The organism is Salsipaludibacter albus (assembly GCF_019798055.1).
GTDB lineage: Bacteria > Actinomycetota > Nitriliruptoria > Nitriliruptorales > Nitriliruptoraceae > Salsipaludibacter > Salsipaludibacter albus.
In genome coordinates this window covers 23,857-49,748 of the sequence record NZ_JAHOPH010000012.1, presented here as the reverse complement: position 1 = coordinate 49,748, position 25,892 = coordinate 23,857, and the positions used below count along the sequence as shown (strand labels likewise).

The following is a 25,892-nucleotide window of genomic DNA, read 5'->3' as shown; positions in this document are numbered from 1 at the left end:
GGCCGGTCCGGCGGTGCCTAGGGTGGGACCGGGAGGCGCACATGGGCACCCAGGACCTGCGTGACCGGGCCGATGATGCCTGGGAGGACCGACGGTGGCTGGTGGTCGTGGCCAACCTCGAGTCGCTCGACGCCGCCGGTGACGCCGATGCCGACGACCTCGATCGTCTTGGCCGCGCCCTGTACCTGGTCGGTCGTGACCGGGACAGCCGGGACCTGCTCGCGCGGGCCCACCGGGCCCACCTCGACGCCGGGAGCACGGCGTCGGCCGTCGCCTCCGCCTTCTGGCTCGGCCTGCTGCTGATCGACGGTGGCGACCTCGCGCGGGGGAGTGGCTGGGTCGCTCGGGCCGAACGGCTGCTCGTCGCGCTGCCCGACGACGCCGTGGAGCGCGGCCTGCTCCACCTGCCGGGCGCGCTGCAGGCCCTGTACGGGGGTGACGAGGCCGAGGCACGGGCTGGGTTCGCGGCGGCGCTGGCGATCGCCCAGGACCACGACGAGCCGGACCTGCTTGCCCTCGCAATCCTTGGCGTGGGCCAGGCGGCGGTGCTCGCCGACGACGTCGAGACAGCGCGCGCCCGGCTCGACGAGGCGATGGTGCTGGTGGTGGACGGCGAGGTCTCGCCGATCGTCGCGGGGATCGTCTACTGCGCGGTGATCTCGGCGTGCCACGACACCCTCGAGCTGCGTCGGGCCCGCGAGTGGACCCAGGCGTTGTCCGAGTGGTGCGCGGCCCAGCCCGACCTCGTGCCCTACCGGGGCCAGTGCCTGGTCCACCGCGCGCAGGTGCTGGCGCTGTCGGGCCGGTGGGAGGAGGCGTTCGGCGAGGTCGCCGACGCGCGCGACGCCTTCACCCGTGCCGGCGACGAGGTCGCCATCGGGATCGCCTGGTACGAGCAGGGGGAGCTGCACCGCCTCCGCGGCGAGGCCGCCGACGCGGAACGCGCCTACGAGCGGGCCGGTCGCGCCGGCCACGAGCCCCAGCCCGGGCTGGCCCTGCTCCGCCTCGCCGAGGGCGAGGTCGACCGCGCGACCAACGCCCTGGAACGGTTGGTGGACGCGGCGCGCGGCGAGCTGGAACGCGCCACGCTCCTCCCCGCCCTGGTGGAGGCGCGCCTGGCCGGTGGCGAGGTCGAGCGTGCCCGCTCGACCGCCGAACGGCTGGCAGGACTCGACGACCGGCTCGACGTCGAGTGGGTCCGGGCGAGCGCCGAGCGTGCCCTGGGGGCGGTGTGCCTCGCCGAGGGGCGTCCCCCGGCGGCCCTGGCCCACCTGCGGGTGGCGTGCGAGACGTGGCGGTCCCTCGGGATCCCCCACGAGGTCGCCATGACCCGGCTGCTGGTGGCACGGGCGTGTCGGGACACGGGGGACCTCGACACGGCCCGCATCGAGGCGGACGCCGTGCGTCGGACCGCGGCCGACCTCGGCGCTGCGCCACTGGCCGACCTGGTGGACGGGCTGTTCGACGACGAGCCCGCTGCACCAGGAGGGCTCACCGAGCGCGAGATCGAGGTGCTCAGCGAGGTGGCCACGGGAAAGACCAACCGCGCGGTCGCCGAGCGACTGTTCATCAGCGACAAGACGGTCGCGCGCCACCTCAGCAACATCTACACCAAGCTCGACCTGTCCTCGCGTGCGGCAGCGACGGCCTGGGCCTACGAGCACGAGGTCGTGGGTCCATCCCGGTGACAGCCCCCGAATGTCGTCGGTGGCGGTACCGCGGGCCGCCGACCTGCACCGAATGACCCATCGTCGTGGTCCGGACCAATGGGTGGGTTGCCGGATGCGATCCCGGCGCGGTCGTTCGTACGGTCGGAACCGCCACTGACCGGTGCACACGCGACCCGGAGGAGCACGGCATGGCGACCACGGACCCAGGCACGACCACGATCGAGCAGGACGTCGACACGATCGTCGTCGGGGGTGGCCAGGCGGGCCTGTCCGTCGGGCACCACCTGGCGCGGCTCGGACAGGACTTCGTGATCCTCGACGCCGCCGAGCGGATCGGGGACGCCTGGCGCCGGCGGTGGGACTCGCTGCGCCTGTTCACCCCGAACCACGTCAACGGGCTGGACGGCATGGCGTTCCCGGGTGACCCCGACACCTTCCCGACCAAGGACGAGATGGCGGACTACCTCGCGGCCTACGCCGACGAGTTCGACCTGCCGGTCCGATCGGGTGTCCGGGTGCAGGCGGTCTCCCGTGGCAACGACGGTCGCTTCGTGCTCGCCACGACGGCGGGGCAGTGGCGGGCGGCCGACGTGGTCGTGGCGATGGGGAACTACCAGCAGCCCCGCCTGCCCGACTTCGCCGCGGACCTGGGCGACGACGTGGTCGCCCTGCACAGCAGCCACTACCGGCGTCCCGACCAGCTGCAGCCCGGCCCGGTCCTGGTGGTCGGGGCCGCCAACTCCGGCATCGAGATCGCCATGGAGCTGGTGAAGTCCCACGAGGTCGTGGTGGCCGGGGACCATCCCGGCCACATCCCCTTCGACGTCGAGAAGCCACGCAACCAGTGGCTGGTCACGCTGGTGCTGCGCGGGATCTACCACCGCGTGCTGAGCGTGGACACGCCCATCGGGCGTCGGGCGCGCCCGAAACTGCTGCACCAGCCCGCCGGGCTGGTGCGCACCACGCCGGCAGAGGTCGAGGCGGTGGGCATCGAGCGGGTCGGACCGGTCGAGGGGATCCAGGACGGCCAGCCGTTCCTGGCCGACGGCAGCCGCCTGGAGGTCGCCAACGTGGTGTGGGCCACCGGCTACCAGTCCGGCCTGCCCCGCTGGATCGACCTGGACGTGTTCGACGAGGTGGGGGACCCGCGCCACGACCGGGGGGTCAGCAGCGACGAGCCCGGGCTGTTCTTCGTCGGACTCCACTTCCAGCGGTCGCTGTCGTCCGGCCAGGTCCACGGGGTCGGGCGCGACGCGCGGTTCGTCGCCGAACGGGTCGCGGCGCGGTCGGCGTCGCGCCGGCCTCGCCGGGCCGTGCCGGCCTGAGCACCGTCGCGGCGGCCGCCCGTCTCAGCCACGCATGCTGTCGGGCAGCTCCTCGCGCTCGTCGTCGTCGCCCGGCACGGTCGGGAAGCGGTGCTCGTCCCAGTCGCGGGCGGCCTCCCGGAGGCGCTCGCGGGTCGAGGCGACGAAGTTCCAGGCGATGTGGCGCTCGCCAACGGGGGCGCCGCCCAGCAGGACGACCCGGCGGGGCTCGTCCGACGGGTTGGTGATCGTCGGGGTCCCGCCGCCGTCCAGCACCCCCAGGGAGTGGTGCGGCAGGTCGATGCCGTCGACGACGACGTCGCCGGTGTGGGCCAGGACGCCACGCTCCGGATGCCCCTCGGCCAGCGCGTGGGTCGCACCGGGTTCGAGGTCGACAGCAACCAGCAGCATGGGCGATGCCACCGCGACGGGTGACGCCACGCCGTCGTAGTCACCGACCATCACGGTCGTGGTCACGCCGTCGGCGGTGTGGGTCGGCAGGTCGCCGTGGCCGGCGTGCTCGAACGCTCCCTCGACGTGCTCGGCCTCGTCGGGCAACGCCACCCAGGTCTGGAGCAACTCGACGGTGTCGCCCGGACGGTCGGGCAGCGGGGAGCGCTCCGAGTGGACGATGCCGTGTCCGGCCGTCATCCAGTTCACCTCGCCCGGGCGGATCGTCTGCTCGGCCCCCGTGGAGTCCCGGTGCACGATCGTGCCACGGAACGTCAGCGTGACGGTGGCCAGCCCGACGTGGGGATGGGGACGCACGTCCATGCCCTCGCCGGGCTCGTAGACCAGTGGACCCAACTGGTCCGAGAAGATGAACGGGCCGACCATCCGGCGCCGCCCGGAGGGCAGGGTCCGCTTGACGGTCGCGGACGGCCCGATCGAACGGTCCCTCGCGGCGATGACGGCGTCGAACCGGCGCGGCATGGCGATCCCCGGGGTCGTGGCGGTCCGGCCACCCTACGACCCCTCGACGACCGGTGCCGTATCGTTCCACCAATCCCGGACCAGGAACGACGCGACCGTGCACCAGCCCGACATCCCCCACCCCGACCGGCCCCTCGTGGTCGGCATCGCCGGTGGCTCCGGGTCGGGCAAGACCACGGTGGTGACCGCCATCCTGGACGCGCTCGGCCCCGGCAACGTCGCGGTCCTGCCGCACGACGCGTACTACCACGACCTGTCGAACCTGCCGATGGAACAGCGGCGTGCCGTCAACTTCGACCACCCCAACGCCTTCGACGACGCGTTGTTCACCCAGCACCTGCACGACCTGCGGCGGGGCAAGGCGGTCGACGTCCCGACCTACGACTATGCCACCTACGTCCGCCACGCAGAGGTCCGTCGACTCGAGCCGCGCCCGGTCGTCCTGGCCGAGGGGATCCTGCTGTTCGCCTCGGCGTCGCTGCGGGACCTGCTCGACGTCAAGGTGTTCGTGGACACCGAGGCCGACCTGCGACTGCTGCGCCGGCTGCGACGGGACGTGGAGGAGCGGGGCCGGTCGGTCGCCTCGGTGCTCGGCCAGTACGAGGAGACCGTGCGGCCGATGCACCTGGAGTTCGTGGAGCCGTCGAAGCGGTGGGCGGACGTGCTGATCCCCCGGGGCGGGCGAAACCTCGTCGCGGTCGACATGGTGGTGCGGGCCCTGCGCGAGTCGTTGGCGTGACCGACGTCGCGCCGGCCCTGCCAGGTGGTCCGGACGGTCGGTCGATCCTCGTGACCAACGACGACGGCGTCGACTCGCCGGCCCTGCTGCCGCTGGCGGACGCGCTCGACGACCTGGGCGAGGTCCGGATCGTGGTGCCCGACGGCGAGCGGTCCTGGAGCGGCAAGGCCATGACGCGGTTCGCCGACGTGACCGTCGCGGAGGCCGAGCGGGGCGGGCGCACGGTGGTGGCGACCACCGGCAGCCCAGCCGACGCCGCCCAGATCGGCTGCGGCCTGCTGGCGCCCGGACCCGACCTGGTCGTGTCGGGCATCAACCTCGGGCACAACCACGGCAGCGCCTTCGTGCTGTCCTCGGGCACGATCGGCGCGGCGGCCGAGGCGGTCCTGCTGGGGCGTACGGCGGTGGCGCTGTCGACCGGCACCATGGACGACGACTGGGCCGGGTGGCGTCGGATGATCGCCGAGCCGGCGGCCCGGGCCGGCTGGGTGCGGCTCGCCGGCCAGGCCCGCCGCGTGCTCGACGAGGTGCTCGTCTCGGGGCTGGTGGGTGGCTGCGACCTGGTGTCGGTCAACCTGCCGTGGGGAACCGACGACGACACGCCGTGGCGGGTCACCACGCTGGCGCCGACCCGCTACGGACCGATGATGCTGCCCGACACCGACGGTCGCTGGGCCGCCAGCTACGGCGGCCTGGAGGTGCTCGACGTCGTGGCCACGGCCGGGACCGCGGTGACCGACATCGCAGCTGCCCAGGCCGGGATGGTGTCGATCACCCCGCTGAACTTCCCGACCCACGCGCTCGTCGACGACCACGTCCGCGACCATCTCGAGCGCGGCTGACCACGGAGTCACCATGTCGATCACCGTCACCGGCCGCGGGAGCGTCGCGGGCATCGCCGACGAGGCAGTCATCGAGTTGGAGGTCACGGTCCGACGCGGGCTGGCCGCCGAGGCGCTCGACGGGCTGGCCGGTGCCGTGGCGGTCGTGTTCGCGGTGCTCGACGACGGTCCGGCCACCGCTCGTGCCACCACCGGACTGACCCTGGCCACGGACCACGACCAGCAGGGACGGCCACGGGGGCACCGCGCCAGCCAGGTCGTGTCGGTCGTGGCACCGGTGGACCGGGCCGGCACCGTCGTCAGTGCGGTCGTGAACGCTGCGGGTGACGACGTCGCGGTCCGGTCGTTGCACCAGCGCGCCTCGGACCAGTCGGGCCTGCGCGCACGGGCCCGGGACGCCGCGGTGGCCGACGCCCGGGAGGCGGCCACCCAGCTGGCCGAGCTGGCCGGTCGCGAGCTGGGCGGGTTGGCCGAGCTGACCGAGCACCCGGCCGGGCCGGGTGGCCAGCCGCGTCCGTTGCGGGCGATGGCCGAGGCCGTCCCGGTGGTGTCCGGGACCGACGAGGTCACGGTGGCGATCACGGCGACGTGGGCCCTGGCCTGATCCCACGCGAGATCGGTCCGCCGGACGCTCCCACCACGTTCCGCCACGGTCACCGAGGACCCCGAACGGACCCGAACGGACCGGACGGAGCTCGGACCCACTCCCTACCCTCGATGTCGACGGGATGCGGCCGCCCTCGGGTGCCACGCGTCTCACTTCCGACCCTCGATTTCCAGGAGTTCTCCCATGGCTGACATGATCTATCGCCGTCTCGGCCGCACCGGTGTCAAGGTCAGTGCCCTGTCGATCGGGTCGTGGGTGACCTACGACAACCAGGTCGCCGTCGACGCCGCCGCCGAGCAGATGGACGCCGCCCGGTCCCACGGGGTGAACTTCTTCGACAATGCCGAGTCCTACGCCGGTGGCAAGTCCGAGGAGATCATGGGCGCGGCCCTGCGCGAGCTGGACTGGCCACGCTGGAGCTACCTGGTCTCGACCAAGCTGTACTGGGGCATCCACGACGACGTGAACATGTCCAACACGCTCAACCGCAAGTACCTCAGCCAGGCCATCGACGGCTCACTGGAGCGGTTCGGGCTGGACTACGTCGACCTGGTGTTCTGCCACCGGGCCGACCCCGACACCCCGATCGAGGAGACGGTCTGGGCGATGTCGGACATGGTCAGCCGGGGCCAGGCGCACTACTGGGGGACCTCCGAGTGGTCCGCCGACGAGATCCGTGCCGCCTGGGAGATCGCCGAGCGCCACCACCTCCACAAGCCCGTCATGGAGCAGCCGCAGTACAACATGGTGGCGCGACGCAAGGTCGAGAAGGAGTACGCGCGGCTGTACGAGGACATCGGGCTGGGGCTGACCACGTGGTCGCCGCTGGGCTCGGGACTGCTGACCGGCAAGTACCTCGACGGCGTCCCGGACGACTCGCGTGGTGCGCTCGAGGGCTTCGAGTGGCTCCAGGAGCACCTGACCGACGAGTCCTACCACGACGACCTGCGCGAACTGGAGTCCATCGCGGGGGAGCTCGATGCGTCGATGGCCCAGGTCGCGCTGGCGTGGGTCGTGGCCAACCCGAACGTGTCGACCGTCATCACCGGTGCGTCGCGGGTCGAGCAGGTGCACGAGAACATGGAGGCGCTGGACGTGCTCGAGGCCATGGACGACGAGACCAAGGCCCGCCTGGACGACTTGTTCACGTGATCGCGTCGGGCGCGGGCCGATCCGAGGAGCGCGGGGACCGGGCATCGGCGGAGTCGGCGGCGCCCGGGCCTGACGAGGTGGCGGCCATGCGCACCCGCCTGCGTGAGCTCCAGCAGGCCCGCGCCGACCTCCCACCGCACAGTGCGCAGGGCTGGCACGAGGACCTCGACGACCAGATCGCGACCCTGCGTCGCCGCCTCGCCCGCGCCGCCCGGGACAGCTGAGTTTCCCCTCCGGGCGCGGTTGTCCGAGGTCATCCGGATCAGATGATGGCGCCCAGCCTTGACGGTCGTATGGTCAGTGTCACCCGGATCCTCTGGCGTCGACCGCCGATCAGCGATGGTGGGCCGGATCCGGTTCGAGGCGGCTGCCTCGATCATTCACAGGGGACCGACGACATGACCGACACGTCACAGTTGCTGCTGGCCGCCTACCCGAGCGGCGATGCCGCAGAGGAGGACTTCGAGGCCTTCGTTGCGCTCGCTGGCGACAAGGAGATCCGAACGCATGGGGTGATCCTGGTCGAACGCGATGACGACGGCCAGGTCCGGGTGAGGAACACCGGTGACCGCCTGGGCCGCAAGGGGATGGGGTGGGGTGGCGGCGTCGGTGTGTTGGTCGGCCTGGCGGCACCCCCGCTGCTGGCGTCGGTGGCGGTCGGCACGGCCGCCGGGGCCCTGGTGGGACGGTTCGCCGGGCACCGCCTCGAGGACGGCCTCGAGACGGGCATCGGGGAACGGTTGACGCCCGGGACGGCGGTGATCCTGGCATTGGTCGACGGGGACGATCTCCTCACGGCCGAGCGCGCACTGGACGGTTCACCAGGCAAGTCGCGGGTCGAGATGACCGGCGACTCGATCGGCGAACTGCGGGCTGCGCTGACGGAGGCCGCCGGCAAGTTCGATCCCGATCGGACCGTGCTGCCGCTGCACGACCCGTCCTTCGCCGGCGTGGCCGGCCGCACGATCGGCGACTCGGTCCCCGACTGGACCGTGGTCATGCAACCCCGACCGCCGGCCGATGCCCCCAACGTCCTGGTCGTGCTGATCGACGATGCCGGATTCGGCAATCCCGACACGTTCGGCGGCCCGATCGCGACCCCGGCGATGACCCGTGTACACGACATGGGCCTGGCCTACAACCGGTTCCACGTGACCGCCATCTGCTCACCGACCCGTGCCGCCCTGCTCACCGGCCGCAACCAGCATCGGGTCGGGTTCGGCAGCATCGCCGAATACCCGGGCCCGTTCCCGGGCTACACCGCCGCCGTCCCGAAGAGCTGCACGCCAGTCGCCCGGATCCTGCGTGACAACGGCTACGTGACGGGCGGGTTCGGCAAGTGGCACCTGACCCCGGACAACGTCCAGGGAGCAGCCGGTCCGTTCGACCGCTGGCCGAGTGGCTGGGGCTTCGACCACTGGTGGGGGTTCCTGAGTGGCGCAGCCGGGCAGTACGACCCGATCATCACCCAGGACAACGCCACGATCGGCGTCCCGGAACGCACGGACGGCGAGCAGTACTACTTCCCCGACGACATCACCGACAAGTCCGTGGAGTGGCTGCACGCGGTGCGGGCCCAGGATCCGGACAAGCCCTGGTTCATGTACTACTCGACGGGCTGCTCCCATGCCCCGCACCACGTCGCCAAGTCCTGGGCCGACAAGTACGCCGGCCGGTTCGACGCTGGCTGGGACGCCTACCGCGAGGAGGTGTTCGCGCGGCAGAAGGAGCTGGGCATCGTGCCCGCGGACGCCGAGCTCACCGAACGACCCGACCTGTTCCCGGCGTGGGACTCGCTGTCGGATGCCGAGAAGACCCTCTACGCCCGCCAGATGGAGGTCTACGCGGGGTTCTCGGAGAACGCGGACTGGAACGTCGGGCGCCTGTTGGACTCGATCGAGGAGATGGGTGACCTGGACAACACGCTGGTCATCTACATCTGGGGCGACAACGGTGCCAGCATGGAGGGGACCATCACGGGGTCGTTCAACGAGACCACCTTCCTCAACGGGGTGCCATTGACCCCCCAACAGCAGCTCGAGCTCATCGATCGCCACGGTGGCGTCGACGCCCTGGGCGGCATCGACACCGCCCCCCACTATGCCTCGGCATGGGCCTGGGCGGGCAACACCCCGTTCCAGTGGGGCAAGCAGACCGGCAGCCACCTGGGCGGGACCCGCAACCCGATGGTCATGGCATGGCCGGAGCGGATCGCGGCCCGGGGCGAGCTGCGCAGCCAGTTCACCCACGCGATCGACATCGGTCCGACGATCCTCGCGGCCGCTGGCATCCCCGAGCCGGACACGGTCGACGGCATCACGCAGGAACCGATGGACGGCACGAGCTTCTCCCACACCTTCGACGACGCCGATGCCGAGGAGCGCCACACCGTCCAGTACTTCGAGTCCATGGGCAACCGCGCCATCTACAAGGACGGCTGGTGGGCCTGTGCACGGCTCGACCGGGTCCCGTGGGACTTCACACCAGCCACGATGCAGCGGTTCGCACCCGGGGTCTACGACCCCGAGGCCGACCAGTGGGAGCTGTACCACCTCACGGACGACTTCTCCCAGGCGGTCGACCTCGCCGACGAGCACCCGGAGCGGTTGGCGGAGCTCAAGGAGTTGTTCTGGAGCGAGGCGGAGCGACACCGGGTGCTGCCGCTGCTGGGCGGGATGTCGATCTTCTTCGGGCTCCTCCCCCCGATGCCGACGGTGAGCCGGTACACGTTCCAGGGCGACGTCCAGAACGTGCAACGCGGGATGGTCCCACGGGTCTACGGCAGGTCGTACGCGATCGAGGCCGAACTCACCGTCCCCGAGGCCGGCGCCGAGGGCGTGCTGGTCGCGAACGCCGACGACATGGGCGGGTTCGCGCTGTGGGTGGACCCGGACGGTCGGCTGCGCCACACCTACTCCTTCCTCGGGGTGGACACGTTCGTGCAGACCTCGGACGATCCCCTGCCCACCGGCGACGTCCAGGTCACGATGCTGTTCGAGGCCGACGAGCCCGTACCGGGAACGGCCGGGAACGTGTCGCTGTGGGCGAACGGCGACCAGATCGGCGGGGGCCGGATCGACCGGACCGTGCCGGTGGCGTTCTCGACCTACGCCGGCATGGACGTCGGCCGCGACAACGGCCTGGTGGTCGATCGCGACTACCGCGACCGGGCCCCCTACGCCTTCACCGGCACGGTGCACAAGGTGGTCTTCGACCTCAAGCCAGGCCACCACGAGGCCGAACAGGACCTGCACGAACACGCAGCCATGCAGGCCGTGGGCCAGGGAGCCGCGGGTTGACGACCCTCGACACACGGTGACCGTCAACGGGGGTCACCCGTCGAGCAGGCCCATCTCCACGGCGCTGGCGACCGCGCTGCTGCGTGACGAGACGCCCAGCTTGCGGTAGATCGAGATGGCCTGGGTCTTGACCGTGTTGGGGGAGAGGAACAACTGTTCGCCGATGCCCCGGAAGGTGTGGTGGGTCTGCAGCAGCGGGAGCAGGCGCAGTTCCGCCTCCGTGAGAGTGGACGCCCCGAGCACGTCGGCGGGGATCGCGTCCACCAGGGCACGCACATCCTCCACCTGGGCCTCCAACTGTCCGAGTCCGGGCCGGATGCGCACGATCTCGTCGGCTTCGCGGAGCAGGGTTCGCGCGCCGGCGCCATCGGACAGGGCGAGCAGGGCCCGCATGGCTTCGACCCTGGCCTGGACCGCGAGGAGTGGCATCGCGTGGGTGAGTCCACCGCGAGCCCGCTGGAAGCCTGCGAGCAGCGCGCGGGCACGCTGACGGTCGCCGTCACGACTGGCAATACGGCCGGCGACGGCGAACACCACGGCGCTGCCTGCGTCGCCCCGAAGCCGACCTTGCTCGACCACGTCGACGGCCCGGTTGCCCAGCCGGCGAGCTTCGTCACCCTCGCCACGGGCCAGCGCGAGAAGCGCTCGCTCGGCCAGTGCGGTGGAAAGGGCTGGACCAGCACCGTTCTCCTGCGCAACCTCCGTCGCCTCGACCAGCACCCGATCGGCGGCCGACGACGCTCCCGTGGCCAGCCTGGTGACGCCGGCCATGAGCAGCAGTGCGTGACGCCACGGGTGGTCCGGGGGAAACAGGCGTTCCGCGGTGACGATGTCGTCGAGCGCCCGGGCGACGCCATGACGGCACAGGACCGCCTCGACGAGCGCGATGGGACCGTCGATGGCGCGACCCAGGTCGGCCCCGGCGCTGTCGCGACGTCGGGCCTGGGCCGCCGCCGTCGCCCACCGGTCTGCCATGGCTGCACGGCCCTGCAGGGCTGCCCACCATGCGCCGGCGACCGCCACCGGGGCGTGGGAGACCATGGCATCGCGAGCGTCGAACCACGCGAACCACCGCGCCAGCGTTTCCGAGCGACCTTGCTGGTACAGCTTCGGTACGTGGTTGGCCACGATCGACGCCGCACGACCGACGTCCTCGGCGGCCATGGCGTACTCGACGGCCTCGTCCATGGATCCGTGGGCCTGGTGCCACTGCGCGGCGCGGGCCTGCAGCTCGTGGACCAGCCCGGGCTCGCGGCGGTCCAGCTCGGCGAGCAACAGGTCGCGGAACAGGTGGTGGTACCGGTACCAGGTCCCGTCCTCGTCCAGTGGTACCACCAGCAGGTTGACCCGGGCGTACTCCTCGAGGCGCTCGCCCGAGCCGAAGGTCCGCAGGACCGCGTCGCAGGAGGGGCCCGACATCTGGTCCAGGACCGCCGACCGCGTCAGGAACTGCACGGTCTCGGCGTCCAACGACGACAGCAGCTCGGCATGGATGTACTCGACGACCGAGCGTCCGGACACCCCACGCGCCGGGACCTGCCCGGACGCGTCCCGGGCACGGGCGGACCGGGCCGCCAGGTACAGCGCCACCGGCCATCCCTCGGTGACCTCGACGAGGGGCTCGGCATCGGCCGCGGACAACTCGAGACCCGAGCCGGCCCACAGTTCGGTGGCCTCCGCCGGTCCCATGGCCAGGTCGTCGGGCCCGACCTCGACCACACTTCCCCGTGCACGCAGGCGGGGGATCGAGCCCCCGGGCATCCGACGACTGGACAGCGCGACGCGCGCCGTCGGCGAGGCCTGGCGCACCAGGCGATCGACGACGTCGAGGCACGCAGGGTTGACGAGCGCGTGGAGGTCGTCAAGGACCAGCACGACCGGTTCGGCAGGATCGGTGAGGGAGTTGGCGACCAGCTGGGAGACCAGCGTCGTGGACGGATACTCGTTGGCAAGCTCGGCGAACACGTCCGAATCGAGCGCCACCACGCTCCCGAGCGCCGTGGCGAGATAGGTCAACAGGACCGTGGGATCATTGTCCTCGGGGGCGAGGTTCAGCCACGCGACGGCGCCGGTCCGTCCGGTCACCCACTGGTGCAGCATCGTGGTCTTGCCGTAGCCCGCACCCGCCACGACCAACAGGACCGACGACGGTTCCTCGGCATCGAGCCGTTCCAGCACGATCGAGCGCCGGACGATGCCCGGGCGGACGAACGGCAGACGGAGCCTGGACGCGTCCAGCGGGAAGGTGGAGGGCCGCTCGACCGCGGTCGAGACGGGCGGTGCGGACTCATCCACGCTCGCTTCTCCCCGTGCCCGGACCCTCGAGCCCGCCGACGGCTGGCCGCAATCTCCGACTCTAGGGACGGGGACCGACCGAAACCAGCCGAAGCCGCACGCGTCGCCCGTCAGGCATCTCGTCCGAAGCGGATGATGCCGAGCGACCGGCATGACCGCACGATGGTGCCCATCGTTGGAGACCAGCGCGACAACACAGATGGTGCGCCTCCAGCATCCGATCCCGGGCACCGGGATCCTGACCCCGAGGAGTCACCACCATGGGTACCGGAGACGTCCTGCTCTCGATCTTCTGGTTCTTCCTGTTCTTCATCTGGATGATGCTGCTCTTCCAGGTGTTCGGCGACATCTTCCGCAGCGCCGACCTGTCCGGCTGGGGCAAGACGATGTGGTCGATCTTCGTGATCGTCCTTCCCTACCTGGGCGTGTTCGTCTACCTGATCGCCCGAGGCGACGACATGCGCAACCGCGCCGTGGCGGACGCCCAGGCACAGGACGCGGCCACGAGGGACTACATCCAGTCGGCTGCGGGCACGACCAGCCTGTCGGACGAACTCGCCAAGCTGGCCCGGCTGCACGACGACGGCACGATCAACGACGCCGATTTCTCCGCCGCCAAGGCCCACCTTATGGGGACTGCCTGAGAGGCCGGTGCGTCGCCCCAGGAACTGGTTGCCGTCCTGGGCTACGACCTGGAGCGCGAACGCGAACGTCCCCCGGACGGATGGTGATCGCGGCGACCAGAGGAGCGGCGCATGGAACTCACGGAAACCATGGACCTGGTCGCGCAGGCCTTCGAGGTGGTCGGCGTCGCGATCCTCATCCTCGGCGCCGTCTTCACGGCCGTTCGGGCGGTCGTCGAACGCGCCTCGGGCCCGAGCCTGTACGAGTCGATGCGCCGGCGCTTCGGTCGCACCCTGCTGCTCGGCCTCGAGGTCCTCGTCGCAGCAGACGTCGTCAAGACCGTGGCCGTCGAGAGCACCCTCGAGAGCGTGCTGATCCTGGCCGTCCTCGTGGTCGTGCGAACCGTGCTGAGCCTCTCGCTGGACGCCGAGATCGACGGCGTCGCGCCATGGCGCCGCGCAGAGCTGCAGGCTCGCACGCACCAAACCGGGCCATCACAACAGGGGTGATCCCCACCTCACCCGCCCGAGAAACGAGGCGTCGATGGCACGAACATCCGGACCTGCCCTGTTGGCCGGGATCCGCCCACTGGACCGAGCCGCCCTGCCTCGCGACCTCCTTGCCGGCATCACGCTCGCAGCACTCGCCATCCCGACGGCGTTGGGCTACGCAACGATCGCGGGGATGCCGATCATCACGGGCCTGTACACCCTCGTGGTCCCGACCGCGGTGTTCGCGATCCTGTGCTCGTCCCGCCACCTGGTTGTCGGTGCGGACTCGGCGACCGCGGCACTGCTGGCAGCCGGGATCGCCGGGATGGCGTCCGCCGGGACGGACGACTATGTCGCACTGGCCGGGATGGTGGCCATCATCACCGGCATCCTCCTGCTGCTCGCCCGGGTCGCGCGGCTGGGCTTCATCGCCGACTTCCTGTCCCGAACGGTGCTGGTCGGGTTCCTCACGGGTGTCGGGATCCAGGTCGCGGTCGGTCAGGTCCCGGACATGTTCGGGTTGCCCAAGGAGGGGTCCGGACCGGTCGCGCAACTGGTCAACGTCGTCGCGGACCTGTCGCAGGCCAGCCTCGCCACGGTGGGCGTCGCGCTCGGGGTCGCGGTGGTCATCCGAGGGGGGCGGCTGCTGTCACGGTCCTTCCCGTGGACGCTGGTCGCGGTGGTCGGCGCGATCGTGGCGAGCGCGGCGTGGGACTTCACCGACCACGGGATCGCCACGTTGGGCCCCCTCCCGAGCGGCCTGCCGAGCCTCACCTTCCCATCGGTGGACACCAGCGACATCGCCGTACTGGTGGGTGTCGCGGTGTCGCTGTTCGTCGTCATCCTCGCCCAGAGTGCGGCCACGTCGCGGGCCTACGCCGCGAAGTACGACGAGTCGTTCGACGAGGACACCGACCTGGTCGGCCTGGGGCTGTCCAACGTCGCGGCCGGACTGACCGGGGCGTTCGCCGTCAACGGCAGCCCCACCAAGACCCAGATGGCCGACAGCGTCGGCGGTCGGACCCAGGTCACGAGCCTCACCATGGTGGCGATCGTGGTCGTGGTGCTGCTGTTCCTGACCGAGCCGCTGCAGTACCTGCCCACCGCCGTCCTGGCCACCGTCGTGTTCCTGATCGGACTCGACCTGGTCGACGTCGCGGGCATGCGCAAGATCTTCCGCCTGCGACGCGAGGAGTTCTGGGTCGCCCTGCTGACGGCGGTCGTGGTCGTCTTCGTCGGCGTCCTGCAGGGGATCCTGCTGGCCATCTTCCTGTCGATCGTGATCCACCTGCGTCGCAGCTACAAGCCACGCAACACGCTGGTGGCACGCAACCCGGACGGCGTGATCGAATCGTTTCCCCTCGACACGGCCAGGACGCTGCGCCCCGGCCTGGTCGTGTACCACTTCGCCCACAGCCTCTACTACGCCAACGCCAACCAGTTCGCCGAGGAAGTGCTCGAACTGGTCGAGCAGGTCGACCCGCCGATCGACTGGTTCTGCCTCGAGGCCAGTTCGGTCGCCGACGTCGACTACTCCGCCGCCGAGACGCTGCGCCAGGTCGTCGGCCAGCTGGCCGGCCACGACGCCAAGCTCGTCCTGTCCGGGCTCTCCGACGACGTCCGCGACGAACTCGAGACGTTCGGAACGCTGGAACTGGTCGGCGACGACGCCGTGTTCGCAACCGTCCACGACGTGATCGAGGCGCATCGCCAACAGACTGGCGGCCCACGGGTCGCGACGGGAACCTGAATCATCGTCGAGCCCACCCGACCTGCGAGCACAGGGGCTCGACGTCATCGAGGACTGAATCCGCGCCGCCTCCTCGGTCGTGCCGTCCCCTGGTCCGAGGATGGGCCAACCTCGGGATCCGGCCTGCCGCGACGGCCGTCGATCAACGAAGCTGATAGGTGAGATGGGTGGCGTGGGGCGACACCACGACCTCGCGTTGGCCCAACTCCCGGCGGTCGACAGCATCGAACAACGGGGTGCCGCCGCCGAGCAGGATCGGCGCGACGTGCAGGCGCAGCTCGTCGAGCAACCCCTCGTCGAGGCAGGAGCGCAGGACCATGGCTCCGCCCATCACGACGACATCCTGCTCGCCCGACGCTGTCCGGGCGCGCTCGATGGCCTCGGCCGGTGTGTCGACGAAGGTGAAGTCCAGGTCCAGCCGGACCCGGGCGGGTGGCGACCGGGTCACCACGAAGAAGGGCGGCGTGGCGGCCTGGTCGGCGCCGTAGCCCATCTCGTCGTTCCAACCGTGGGAACTGTCGATGATGTCGAACAGGCGACGCCCCATCACCACCGCTCCGCTCGCCGCGGACGAGCGCGCAAGGACGTTCCGGTCGACGTCGTGCGTGCTGTCGATCGCCCACGCATGCAGCGGCTCGCCCCCACGGCCGAGGCCGCGATCGGGGCCCGGGTCGGGGCAGGTCACGAAACCGTCGACCGACATCGAGATGTCGCCGATGACCCTCGGTCCCGTTCGGCGTCCAGGTGCAGTCATGGATGCTCCTTCGTCGACAAGTCAGACGCTTCGTCGTGCACGAACTCATCGCCCGGACACTCATCCGCCGAGCTCGAAGCAGCCAGCGCAATGACCTCACGGCCGGTCGACCGGGGTGCCTGGACGTCGACGTTCAGACGTCGATCCTGGTGTTGGTGCGATCGGATGGAGCCGGGCTGGCGGGTTCGTTGCCCTGGACACGATCCAACTGCGCCACGTCGGCCGACGTGAGCCGCTGGACGTCCTGGGTGGACAGCACGGTGCAGAATTCTCCGTTCTGCGAGGCCAGGCTGAGGTCGTGCACGACCTCGGGATCGTGGTCGACCCCGTCGAGGCCAACCCGGTTGATGGTCGCACAGGCATCACCGACGGTGTAGGTGTCGAAGCCGAGGTTGCCGGCCATCCGGACCGTCGTGTCGACGCACATGTTGGTGAAGAACCCGGCGATGACGAGTCGGCTGATCCGCGACCGGCGCAGGTCGACCTCCAGGCCCGTGCCCACGAAGCCGCTGTTGGTGTGCTTGATCACCACGACATCACCGCCGGCAGGCTCCAGACCCGGGATCTGGCGACCCGTCGGGAGGGACAGGCGCAATGGTGAGTCAGGTTCGCGCGAGTCGTGCACGGTGAAGGCGACTGGGAGTGCAGCATCTCGGAACGTCGCCAGCAGCGCCCGCTGCATGTCCTCGGCTGCCGGGTTGTTGCGACGACCCGCGGGCCCACCCCAGTGGCGCAGGTCGTTGACGCCGACTTGCACATCGATGAGGAGAAGGGCCGTCTCCGGGCCGAATCGTTCGATCATGAGCTTCTCCGGCCGTGCCAGCAACAAGGCGGCGACGGTACTCGGTTCCCCGAGGAGTGCCTCCGAGGGCTTTCAGTCCACATTGAGGCGGCCTTGGGAGGAGCACGGGGATTGCCACCTGGACCGGAGCCTCCCGGAACTCGAGCAGCCGGTGATCATCCGTCCGACGGGCGAGATCCGCAAGGCTTCGCCTCGTTGCTCTCCGGACGCGTCCACGGGTGGCCTGCACCTGCGACGATGCGTTCCCACGGCGTCGACACGTGGTCACTGGCAAGCGTGTCGTGGCAGGCGAGGTAGTCGCCGACCAGTTCCCACCCGAGGGTGTAGCCGGTCCACGCGGGAACGTCGCCGGCCCCGAAGAACCAGCGGTCATGGTCGTCCATGTCGACGTCGTCGCCGTCGGCCGCGGTCAACCGCCTCCACCAGTCCGCGTGGTTGGCTTCGGGAATGGCCCGGGTCCAGGGCTGTGGTGGAATCTCGGGGTGGACCTCACGTGCGAAGTGGTCTGCCAACCTTTCGGCCACGGCCGCCGCGGCCAGTCCCTGGGGACCTCCGCCGCCGGAGGTGGAGCGCCACGGGTGATGGGTCTCGTGCGCGACCAGCGTCGGCAGGTGGGCCAGCCCGGCCCCGAGGTGGTCGCTGTCGGGATCCACGGCAACAGCGATGTCGTGGGTCGCCCACGCCCCCAGACCCAGGTGCGGGATGATGACTCGTGACGGCTCCTGGGCCACGGAGACGCTGACGGACTCCGTACGGGAGGGGAGCCGTCGTGTGGCCTCGATCACCGCATGCCGCACGAGCTCGTCGAGATGGACGTCGAACTGGTCACCGACCTCCTCGTCGAGGGCCGGCTCGACCCAGACCTGGACCTCGGGTAGTCCATCGGACACGGCAGGGGGTGATGGGGCAGCGTCGGTCGGCGCGGGTTCGCTGGTCGACTGACCTGCCGGGGTGGGCTCGGTCGACGACGCAGCCGATGGCGTCGCATCGGGACGCGGTCGGGACTGTTCGGTGGCGGTGCACGCCGCAGTGACAACGATCAGGGCCACCACTGCCGGCAGCCGAAACCGCATGCATCCCTCACCCACAGACGTCCTGCCATCGTATGGACCCGTCGCCGATTCCCAACTTCTCCCCGGTCGCCGTCGGATCGCCCGTGCATCAGGCCCGGCGATCTCACCGGCTGGTGGCGTTCCGTCTCCGACGATGGACGACGGCATAGAGCACGACCAGTCCAGCCGCCGCCCCCACGACCAGGGCAATGACGATCGTCCGGGCACCGAAGGGCAGCCCCAGGAGGTAGTCACCCACCACCAGGGTGAGCAGTGAAAGCACGAGGACGCTGGCCAGGGAGCTCTGCAGGATCTGCAGCGTCGGTGACGCCCGGATCAGTTCGGCGTCGCGCTGGAGCGTGGTCATCATGGGAGGTGTCCCGAACCGGGGGTGTGCGATCAGCCTAGGAGTGCTGTCAATCGTTCTGGCACCGTCTCGAGGCAACTCGTGCACGACGCCTCCCACGGCCAGCGATCAGCTGCTGCGGACCGCATGCGGATGGGACGAGGCGCGGTGCTGGAAGGCCAGGATCCGCTCGTTGCGGACCTCGCCGTCCTCGATCTCCAGGGCACGCGAGATCGTCGGGTCGTCGGACCACGTGGCCGGCCCGCGCTGCACGACGTCCAGGTAGGGGAGCAGGGCCTCGCTGATGGTCCACGTGGCGGACTCCCAGTACAGCGACGGCGTGTGGTCGACGGCGTAGTGGTGGACCTGGTCGCCGACGGTGAACATCGGGTCGGCGAACGACGTCGGACGCGACCAGGAGAAGCCCATGCCCTCGTCCACCGACACGTCGACGACGATCGTGCCCGGCGCGAAGGCGAACGGGTCGTCGGCGAACACCAGTGGTGCCGTGGTGTCCTGCAGGACGCAGTTCACCACGATGTCGTGCTCGGCCAGGAAGTCCTGGGTCGCCTGCGGTCCTCCTCGGCGCAGGACCCGTGCCCGGCTCGGATCGTCCGCCAGTCGTTCGAACCGTCCCATCACCACGTTGGCGAACGGCGCGGCGACCGCGGGGCTGTCACGCTGGGTGATGACCTCGACGTCGTGGACGCCCATCGCGTCCAGCGCCCGGACCGCGCCGCGGGCGGTCGCCCCGAAGGAGATGACCGCGGCCCGGAGCTGCCGTCCGTAGTGGCCAGTGGCGCCCCGCAACTGGAGCGCATGGATGACCGCGGCGTACCCGGCGATCTCGTTGTTGAGATGGAACACGTGCAACGAGTACGAGCCATCGGCGTTCCAGTGGTTCATCGACTCCCACGCGATCACCGACAGCCGGCGATCGATGGCCAACTGGGTGACCTCGGGATCCTGCACCAGGTGCGGCCAGCCCCACAACACCTGGCCCGGGCGCATCTCCGCGACGTCGGCGGCCAGGGGCTTGGGCATCAACACGACCTCGGCCCGTTCGAGAAGTTCTGCGCGATCGACCACGCCACTGACGTGGCGGGCGATCTCGTCGTCCTCCACGCCGAAGGGCTCGCCGTAGCCACGCTCGAACAGGAGGTGCTCGCGCACCGCCACGTCGATGCGGTCCAGGTGGGCAGGGTGGACGGGACGCCGGCGTTCGTCCGGCTTGCGGGTGGTGCCGACCACGCCGATGGTGAGCCGTTCCACGAGATCCTCGATCGTCGCACGACGTGCGACGCTATCCGCCACGTCGCACGCCCTCCCCCAGTCGCGTGGGTCGTCCTGGCTGGCCGCCGTCGCGCATTCACACCGATCTCAACAATTCGTCCGGACCCGACCTCGCGTTGGAGCGGGTCGAAGGTCCTAGCGTCACCACCACCGATGAAGGAGCATGTTCATGGACGTCGAGCTCGAGTACGGCGTGCTGTGTGGCCACCTCGACCGCACCCCACACCGCACTGCCCACCGCCTCCTGGACACCCAGGTGTGGGACGCCGCGGACCACGGCTGCGTCCTGGACGCGAACAACGACGAGATCGCCCAACGGCTGGCAGCATGACCGCGGTCGTCTCGCCTTCGCCAGGGGTCGCCTGATGGTCGCTCGTTCGCTGGTGTTGTTCGCGATCGCGGCCGTGGCCGAGATCGGGGGTGCATGGATGGTGTGGCAGGGTCTGCGCGACGACCGCGGCTGGCCATGGGTGGTCGCGGGCGGGCTCGCCCTGGCCGGCTACGGCGCGATCGCGACCCTGCAACCCGAAGCCGAGTTCGGCCGGGTCTTCGCGGCCTACGGAGGAATCTTCATCGCCGGGTCGATCCTGTGGGGCATGGCGTTCGAGGGCTTCCGACCCGACCGCTGGGACCTCATCGGCGCGACGGTGTGCCTGGCCGGGATGGCCATCATCATGTACGCCCCACGCACCTGACCCACTCGTCGACGCGGCACGGATGGGCCCGCACGGGTCAGGGTCGGCGCGTGGGGATGGGGCGGGTGCGCAGCGTTGCTGCTGCCAGGAGGGTGGTGGCGGCGAGCACGATGACCGTTCCGGATGGGGCGCGCGGTTCGGGTGCGGTGGCGGGGGCGATGGTGGCGATGGACTGGGCGTGGATGGTGGTGCCTCCGCCGTCGTCGGGGTCGGCGTGGTGGAAGGTTCCGGTGATGGCGAGGACGTCGCCGCGACGGTCGTGTCGTCCGGGTGTCCACGTGGTCCCGGCGTCGGTTGGGAGCCAGACGGCGAGTCCGCTGTTGGTGCCGGCCTGGATGCCGGTTCGTGGGAGGGGTCCGAGGTCCAGGGCGTAGGCGTCGTCGTTGAGTTGGACCCAGGCGCCGCGGTCGCGTTCGAGGACGTCACCGACGACTTCGCCGGCGTAGTGGATGGTGCGGTCGTCGAAGCGTTGGCCGCACTGCACGGCGAGGCTGCTGGTGATCCGGATGGGCGTGGTGGATGGGCCGTCGCAGGTTGCCAGGGGAGGGAGCTGTGCCAGTCCGGCCACCGGTCCGGGCGCGGGTGTGCCACCCGGCAGGCGGGCGCGTAGCCAGCCCAGGGCGACGATCAGCACGGCCAGGACGACGACCAGGGCGGCCAGGCGTTTGGCGGTGCCCGGTGGGACGGTGCGTCGGTGCGGGTTCATGGTCGGCGTGTTCGCAGGATGGTGAGGAGGTAGCCGGCGAGGACGAAGCAGGCCATGAACTCCAGGCGCCCGAGCCACATCTGCACGATGTAGGTGACCTTCAGCAGGGCGGGGATGTCTGGGGCCAGCAGGCCCGAGGTCAGTCCGATGGTTGCGGTTGCGGACGTGGACTCGAACAGCGCCTGTTCCAGTCCGTAGCCGTAGCCGAGCGCGACGAGGCTGCCGAGCAGGTAGGTCCCCAGGAAGAGCAGTCCGACCAGGGTGGCGGAGCGGATGGCGCGGTCGCTGAGGAGTCTGCGCTGGCCGGCGTGGTAGCGGCTGACCACGACCGCTGCGTCGGGCAGCAGTGCGCGGCGGATCTCTTCGCCGACGGCCTTGGCGGCCAGCATGACGCGGACGACCTTGATCCCGCCGCCGGTGGATGCACCCATGGCGCCGATGGCCATGGCGATCACGAGCAGTGCCGGGACGAGCACGCCCCACTGGGTTTCGTAGGCCGGTCCGGCAACGACGGCGAACCCGGTGGTGGTGTGGGCGGACAGGGCGGTGAACGCGCCCTTGCGCAACAGGGCTTCGACGTCGTGGTAGGTACCGGTCGCAGCCAGTCCGACCACGGTTGCAGCCGTCAGCGTCGTCAGCGTGACGACCATGGTGCGGAACTCGGAGTTGCGGGTGATTTCGTGGGGACCGTGTCTCCACAGCTGGAAGTGCAGGTGGAACGAGGCGGCGCCGGCCAGCATCAACACTGACAGGACCAGCTCGGTCGAGATCGAGTGGTAGTAGCCGACGGATGTCGACATGGGGGCGAACCCGCCGGTGGAGAAGGCGGCCATGGCCAGGTCTGCAGCGTGCAGCAGGCCCCGGACCGGGGTGAACCCGCCGGCCAGCAGCGCAGCCCACAGGGCAAGGGTGCCGAAGGCCAGGTAGGTGCCCGCGACCCGGGCGATGAACCGGGCGGTGGTGACGACGTTGGGCAGGATGGGTTCCTGGCGGCCCTCCACGGACGACAGGGTCGACAGGTTCCCGCCCGAACTGGTGGCGAGCGCGAACGCGACGATCACGATGCCCTGGCCGCCGAGGAACTGCATGAGGTGACGCCACAGGTTCAGGGACTGGGGCAGGTGGTCCAGGTCGAGGGCCAGCGACAGCCCGCTGGTGGTGAGGGCGGACACGCCGTCGAAGTAGGCGTCCAACCCCGAGGAGTAGACGCCGGTCAGCCACAGCGGCAGGGTCCCGAATGCCGGGGCGACCAACCAGGTCACCGCGACCGTCGCCGCACCCGTGCCCCAGGTCAGCCGCGGCGCGACCTCCGGACGCTGGAGGCGTTCCAGCAGGGCCGCGACCAGCAGGGTCACGCCCACGGAGGTCGCGAGCGCGGTCACTGATCGCCACTCGCGCAGGGCCACCCCGACGGCCAGCGGCGCGAGCATCGAATAGCCCACGACCGCGAGCAGCCGGCCGAGGTGGTGCACGCCCCCCAGCAGGTCGGCGTTGGATGGCCGCACGGTCAGCAGGATCCCGGCCATTTCAGGATGCTCCGGTGGCCGCGACCGTGACCAGCAGCATCGCGGCCCACCACGTCGCCATGGCCATGGCCACCAGCGCGACGCCACGGACGGCCTCTCGCCACCACCCCTGCATCCAGCCAAGGCAGCGACGGGCCAGTTGGCGGGTCCTCAAATGATCGGTGGTGTGACGCATGGTGGGACGCTACGACCGGGTGGGGTCAACGCGTGCTCAACAGGGTGGCGAGATCACTCAACGTCCCGTCAACGCGGTGTCGAGGTCACCGGGCCGCACGGCCCGGTCAGCCACCGCCCTCCGGGGCGTCGAGGATCTCGAGTCGGTACCCGGCGCGTGGGACGGTCACGATCAGCTCGGGGGCGGACGGGTCGTGTTCGAGCTTGCGGCGCAATCGGCTGACGTAGACGCGGAGGTAGTGCAGGTCGCGGGCGTAGCCCGGTCCCCAGACCCTGTCGAGCAGCATGGTGTGGGTCAGGACCCGGCCGGGGTGTTCTGCCAGCGCCACCAGCACGCGATACTCGGTGTCGGTGAGGTCGACGTCTCGTCGGCCGACCGTGACCCGGCGCGCGCCGCGGTCGACCGTGAGTGGCCCGACCTCGATCACCGGGTCCGAGTCGGGCACCTCGGTGCGTCGCAGCGCGGCGCGCATCCGGGCCAGCAGTTCCCCCATCGAGAAGGGCTTGGTGACGAAGTCGTCCGCGCCGGCGTCGAGGGCCTCGATCTTGCGGTGGTCGGTTCGTTCGACCGACAGCACGATGACTGGTGCGGTCGAGAACTCGCGCATCGTCGCGCAGACGTCGATGCCGTCGCCGTCGGGCAGACCCAGGTCGAGGATCACCAAGTCCGGGCTCACCTTGGCGATGGCCGACAGGCCGGCCTCGGCCGATGCTGCCTCGGCGACGTCGTAGCCGCGGGCTCGCAGGCCCGTGCCCACGACGCGCCGGATGGCGTCGTCGTCGTCGACCACCAGGACGCGGATGGTCATTCGTCTGGCTCCGGGACCGCCGGCAGGACCAGCTCGAAGCAGGATCCGTCCGGTCCGGTGACGACGTCGATGCTGCCACCGTGGGCCGCCACGAACCCGGCGCAGATGGCCAGGCCCAGGCCGATCCCGCCGTCTCGGCGTGTCTGGAACGCGTCGAACAGGTGGTCGTCGTCGGTCGGTGGCAGCCCGGGTCCGTGATCGCGGACCGTGAGGGCGACTCCGCCGCCGGCCGGAAACGCCGAGACCTCCACGGGGTGGTCGGGTGGGGAGTGACGCAGGGCATTGTCGACCAGGTTGCGCAGGGCCGACTCGATGAGGACCGGGTCGACCCACAGGGGCGGCGTGCCGGGTTGCACCTCGACGGTGACCCGGTGGGTGGTGGCATCGGGCACGCCTGCCAGACATTCCTCGACGAGGTCGCGGACGTCGACGGCCTCGGACTGCACGTCCACCTGGCCGGCCTCGAGACGTCCGGCGTCGAGCAGGTTGGCGACGGTCCGGTCGAGCCGTCGTGCCTGTTCGGTGATCGTGGCTGCCAGCACGGCACGGTCGTCGTCGCTGAACGCGACGTCGCTGGCCTGCAGTTCGGATCCGGCGGCCGCGATCGCGGCCAGTGGCGTGCGCAGGTCGTGGGACACCGCACCCAGGATCGCCGTGCGAACGCGGTCGACTTCTTCGAGCAGGCGGACCCGGGCGGCGGCTTCCTCACGGGTCTCCGCACGGCGGGCGGCACGTTGTTCGCGCACGACCACCAGCGACACCACGACCGCGACCACGATGTGGACGACCAGCCCGGTCACGTCGGTGGTGTCGGCGACCCGCAGCGTCATGTAGGGCTGGGTGAACATCAGGTTGTGGGCGGTACTGCCGACGACGACCGCGACCGCGGCAGGAACGGGTCCGCCGATCGCGGCTGCAAGCGTCGTCGGAACCAGCATCAGCAGCCCGAACACGGCGCCCTCGACGGTGTCGCGGAACGGCATCAGCACGAGCGCGAACACCACCGGGAGCACGAACGCGACCGCCAGGCCCCACCACGTCCGAGCCGACGATGTCAACCAGTCCGGACGTCCCGGCGGCGTCTCGGCGCCGTCCTCCGCACGGTCGGCTGCTCGCCGTGCCATGGCCGTCGTCACACGACCGTTGGGCGTGCCGTCGGTGCCCGCCGCCCGTCCGGAGATCACGGGCGGTCCGTGGAGGATGGAGCGCCGTGAGGTGCGGCGTTGCCGGCACGGGCCCGCTGGAGTTCCAGGGCGCGGTCGCGGATCGGGACCAGCACGGTCAGTGCATCGCCGAGCAGTCGCGCGGCCCACCGTCGCCGCGGTCGTGCGGCCAGCACGACCAGGTCCGCGGCGGTGTCGCATCGCCACCGCCCGACGCTCATCATGCCCTGGTCGGACCGCACGCCGATCACGGGGTTGCGGGTGATCGGCAGCGCGTCGACCGCCCAGGACGCCGTGGTGCCGGTGGCTGCGAGGTCGGTCCGCACCGGGGCGGCCCAGCGCGGCTCGGCGAAGCGGTCGCCGTCCAGTGCGGTGATCACCACGGCGTCGGCCTCGAGGAGCTTGCGAAGCTCCACGACGCTGCGTGACATCACCTCTTCGGGTTCCAGTGGACCCGACAGGTCGACGAGGAACTGGCGCAGTTGGCGTTCACGGACGCTGTCCTGCTCGGCATCGGCCAGCTCCTCGACCTCTTCGGACGTGGCCTCGAGCAGCAGGGTCATGAGCCCCACGAGCAGGAACGACACGGCCGCGAGCACCCGGTTGAGGATGGTGACGGCGTCCATGCCGCCCGACGAGATCGCGTTGCCGTAGCCGGCGCCGATGTTGGCCAGCAGGGCCAGCGCGATGCACCACCAGGTCAGGGTGCGTGACACCACGAGCCCGGACAGCGCGATCGGGATGGCGTAGATGATCGCCACGACCAGGGCACGGTCGGTGTTGAGGTCGATCACCAGGCCGCCGAACAGCAGCAACAGGCAGGTCACGGTGGCGTAGGACGGGTGCAGCCGCCAGTTGGGCATTGG

Annotated in this window: 26 protein-coding genes; 13 read left to right on the top strand and 13 right to left on the bottom strand. The window is 70.6% G+C overall.

Annotated features, from left to right (window positions below):
- Positions 1–41 precede the first annotated feature (41 nt).
- Both KR546_RS19215 and KR546_RS09320 read left to right on the top strand, forming a co-directional pair.
- On the top strand, positions 42–1,688 hold the full coding sequence (locus KR546_RS19215) for a LuxR family transcriptional regulator (protein WP_274387872.1): 1,647 nt from the start codon (positions 42–44) through the stop codon (positions 1,686–1,688).
- A 170-nt stretch (positions 1,689–1,858) separates the two neighbouring features.
- Entirely contained in the window at positions 1,859–2,995 is a 1,137-nt protein-coding gene (locus tag KR546_RS09320) for a flavin-containing monooxygenase (RefSeq protein WP_238444435.1), read from the top strand.
- A 24-nt stretch (positions 2,996–3,019) separates the two neighbouring features.
- On the opposite strand, the gene KR546_RS09315 is transcribed toward KR546_RS09320, so the two are convergent.
- Positions 3,020–3,907 carry a pirin family protein gene (locus tag KR546_RS09315; protein WP_238444434.1) on the bottom strand — a complete coding sequence of 296 codons (888 nt, stop codon included), beginning with the start codon at positions 3,905–3,907 and terminating at the stop codon, positions 3,020–3,022.
- A gap of 97 nt (positions 3,908–4,004) precedes the next feature.
- Here KR546_RS09315 and udk point away from each other — a divergent pair, with 97 nt between their 5' ends.
- The 6 genes from udk to KR546_RS09285 all read left to right on the top strand — a co-directional run bounded on the left by udk (position 4,005) and on the right by KR546_RS09285 (position 10,546).
- Positions 4,005–4,646, top strand: a complete 642-nt coding sequence (gene udk / locus KR546_RS09310) for a uridine kinase (RefSeq protein WP_238444433.1) — start codon at positions 4,005–4,007, stop codon at positions 4,644–4,646.
- Complete coding sequence (gene surE / locus KR546_RS09305; RefSeq protein ID WP_238444432.1) at positions 4,643–5,488, top strand: 5'/3'-nucleotidase SurE; 846 nt, start codon at positions 4,643–4,645, stop codon at positions 5,486–5,488. The genes udk and surE overlap by 4 nt, the downstream gene beginning before the upstream one ends.
- Positions 5,489–5,501: 13 nt before the next feature.
- Positions 5,502–6,092 (top strand): SIMPL domain-containing protein, encoded by a 591-nt coding sequence (locus KR546_RS09300; RefSeq protein ID WP_238444431.1) that lies wholly within the window; start codon positions 5,502–5,504, stop codon positions 6,090–6,092.
- 195 nt (positions 6,093–6,287) lie between these two features.
- Positions 6,288–7,247, top strand: a complete 960-nt coding sequence (locus KR546_RS09295; RefSeq protein ID WP_238444493.1) for an aldo/keto reductase — start codon at positions 6,288–6,290, stop codon at positions 7,245–7,247.
- Positions 7,248–7,333: 86 nt separating this feature from the next.
- Positions 7,334–7,471 (top strand): hypothetical protein, encoded by a 138-nt coding sequence (locus tag KR546_RS09290; RefSeq protein ID WP_238444430.1) that lies wholly within the window; start codon positions 7,334–7,336, stop codon positions 7,469–7,471.
- 174 nt (positions 7,472–7,645) lie between these two features.
- Complete coding sequence (locus tag KR546_RS09285; protein ID WP_238444429.1) at positions 7,646–10,546, top strand: arylsulfatase; 2,901 nt, start codon at positions 7,646–7,648, stop codon at positions 10,544–10,546.
- A gap of 33 nt (positions 10,547–10,579) precedes the next feature.
- On the opposite strand, the gene KR546_RS19695 is transcribed toward KR546_RS09285, so the two are convergent.
- Positions 10,580–12,841 (bottom strand): winged helix-turn-helix domain-containing protein, encoded by a 2,262-nt coding sequence (locus KR546_RS19695; RefSeq protein WP_238444428.1) that lies wholly within the window; start codon positions 12,839–12,841, stop codon positions 10,580–10,582.
- Between the two features lie 260 nt (positions 12,842–13,101).
- Between KR546_RS19695 and KR546_RS09275 the strand changes: the two genes are divergently transcribed.
- The 3 genes from KR546_RS09275 to KR546_RS09265 all read left to right on the top strand — a co-directional run bounded on the left by KR546_RS09275 (position 13,102) and on the right by KR546_RS09265 (position 15,706).
- On the top strand, positions 13,102–13,485 hold the full coding sequence (locus KR546_RS09275; RefSeq protein WP_238444427.1) for an SHOCT domain-containing protein: 384 nt from the start codon (positions 13,102–13,104) through the stop codon (positions 13,483–13,485).
- A 111-nt stretch (positions 13,486–13,596) separates the two neighbouring features.
- The gene (locus KR546_RS09270; protein ID WP_238444426.1) at positions 13,597–13,974 is read left to right on the top strand and encodes a DUF1622 domain-containing protein; all 378 of its coding nucleotides are present in this window, start codon (positions 13,597–13,599) and stop codon (positions 13,972–13,974) included.
- Between the two features lie 34 nt (positions 13,975–14,008).
- Positions 14,009–15,706 (top strand): SulP family inorganic anion transporter, encoded by a 1,698-nt coding sequence (locus tag KR546_RS09265; protein WP_238444425.1) that lies wholly within the window; start codon positions 14,009–14,011, stop codon positions 15,704–15,706.
- 142 nt (positions 15,707–15,848) lie between these two features.
- Here the strand turns inward: KR546_RS09265 and KR546_RS09260 are convergent, their stop codons facing one another.
- The 5 genes from KR546_RS09260 to KR546_RS19690 all read right to left on the bottom strand — a co-directional run bounded on the left by KR546_RS09260 (position 15,849) and on the right by KR546_RS19690 (position 19,932).
- On the bottom strand, positions 15,849–16,460 hold the full coding sequence (locus KR546_RS09260) for a dihydrofolate reductase family protein (protein WP_238444424.1): 612 nt from the start codon (positions 16,458–16,460) through the stop codon (positions 15,849–15,851).
- A 133-nt stretch (positions 16,461–16,593) separates the two neighbouring features.
- A complete protein-coding gene (locus tag KR546_RS09255; RefSeq protein ID WP_238444423.1) occupies positions 16,594–17,262 on the bottom strand; it encodes an isochorismatase family protein in 669 nt (222 codons plus the stop codon).
- Positions 17,263–17,417: 155 nt separating this feature from the next.
- The gene (locus tag KR546_RS09250) at positions 17,418–18,152 is read right to left on the bottom strand and encodes a DUF2268 domain-containing putative Zn-dependent protease (protein ID WP_238444422.1); all 735 of its coding nucleotides are present in this window, start codon (positions 18,150–18,152) and stop codon (positions 17,418–17,420) included.
- 286 nt (positions 18,153–18,438) lie between these two features.
- On the bottom strand, positions 18,439–18,684 hold the full coding sequence (locus tag KR546_RS09245; protein WP_238444421.1) for a hypothetical protein: 246 nt from the start codon (positions 18,682–18,684) through the stop codon (positions 18,439–18,441).
- A gap of 105 nt (positions 18,685–18,789) precedes the next feature.
- Complete coding sequence (locus KR546_RS19690; RefSeq protein WP_238444420.1) at positions 18,790–19,932, bottom strand: N(5)-(carboxyethyl)ornithine synthase; 1,143 nt, start codon at positions 19,930–19,932, stop codon at positions 18,790–18,792.
- A 190-nt stretch (positions 19,933–20,122) separates the two neighbouring features.
- Here KR546_RS19690 and KR546_RS09235 point away from each other — a divergent pair, with 190 nt between their 5' ends.
- Both KR546_RS09235 and KR546_RS09230 read left to right on the top strand, forming a co-directional pair.
- Entirely contained in the window at positions 20,123–20,284 is a 162-nt protein-coding gene (locus KR546_RS09235) for a hypothetical protein (RefSeq protein WP_238444501.1), read from the top strand.
- Between the two features lie 31 nt (positions 20,285–20,315).
- Positions 20,316–20,648, top strand: coding sequence for a YnfA family protein (locus tag KR546_RS09230; RefSeq protein WP_238444492.1), 333 nt, complete (start codon positions 20,316–20,318; stop codon positions 20,646–20,648).
- Positions 20,649–20,685: 37 nt separating this feature from the next.
- On the opposite strand, the gene KR546_RS09225 is transcribed toward KR546_RS09230, so the two are convergent.
- The 6 genes from KR546_RS09225 to KR546_RS09200 form a co-directional block, all read right to left on the bottom strand.
- Complete coding sequence (locus KR546_RS09225) at positions 20,686–21,354, bottom strand: hypothetical protein (protein ID WP_238444419.1); 669 nt, start codon at positions 21,352–21,354, stop codon at positions 20,686–20,688.
- The gene (locus KR546_RS09220; RefSeq protein WP_238444418.1) at positions 21,351–22,880 is read right to left on the bottom strand and encodes a TrkH family potassium uptake protein; all 1,530 of its coding nucleotides are present in this window, start codon (positions 22,878–22,880) and stop codon (positions 21,351–21,353) included. Before KR546_RS09220 ends, KR546_RS09225 begins: the two co-directional genes overlap by 4 nt.
- Position 22,881: 1 nt before the next feature.
- On the bottom strand, positions 22,882–23,055 hold the full coding sequence (locus KR546_RS09215) for a hypothetical protein (protein WP_238444417.1): 174 nt from the start codon (positions 23,053–23,055) through the stop codon (positions 22,882–22,884).
- A 106-nt stretch (positions 23,056–23,161) separates the two neighbouring features.
- Positions 23,162–23,863: a response regulator gene (locus KR546_RS09210; RefSeq protein WP_238444416.1), complete on the bottom strand. Its 702-nt coding sequence runs from the start codon at positions 23,861–23,863 to the stop codon at positions 23,162–23,164.
- Complete coding sequence (locus KR546_RS09205) at positions 23,860–25,047, bottom strand: sensor histidine kinase (RefSeq protein WP_238444415.1); 1,188 nt, start codon at positions 25,045–25,047, stop codon at positions 23,860–23,862. Before KR546_RS09205 ends, KR546_RS09210 begins: the two co-directional genes overlap by 4 nt.
- Positions 25,044–25,889, bottom strand: a complete 846-nt coding sequence (locus tag KR546_RS09200) for a hypothetical protein (protein WP_238444414.1) — start codon at positions 25,887–25,889, stop codon at positions 25,044–25,046. Before KR546_RS09200 ends, KR546_RS09205 begins: the two co-directional genes overlap by 4 nt.
- Positions 25,890–25,892: the final 3 nt, after the last annotated feature.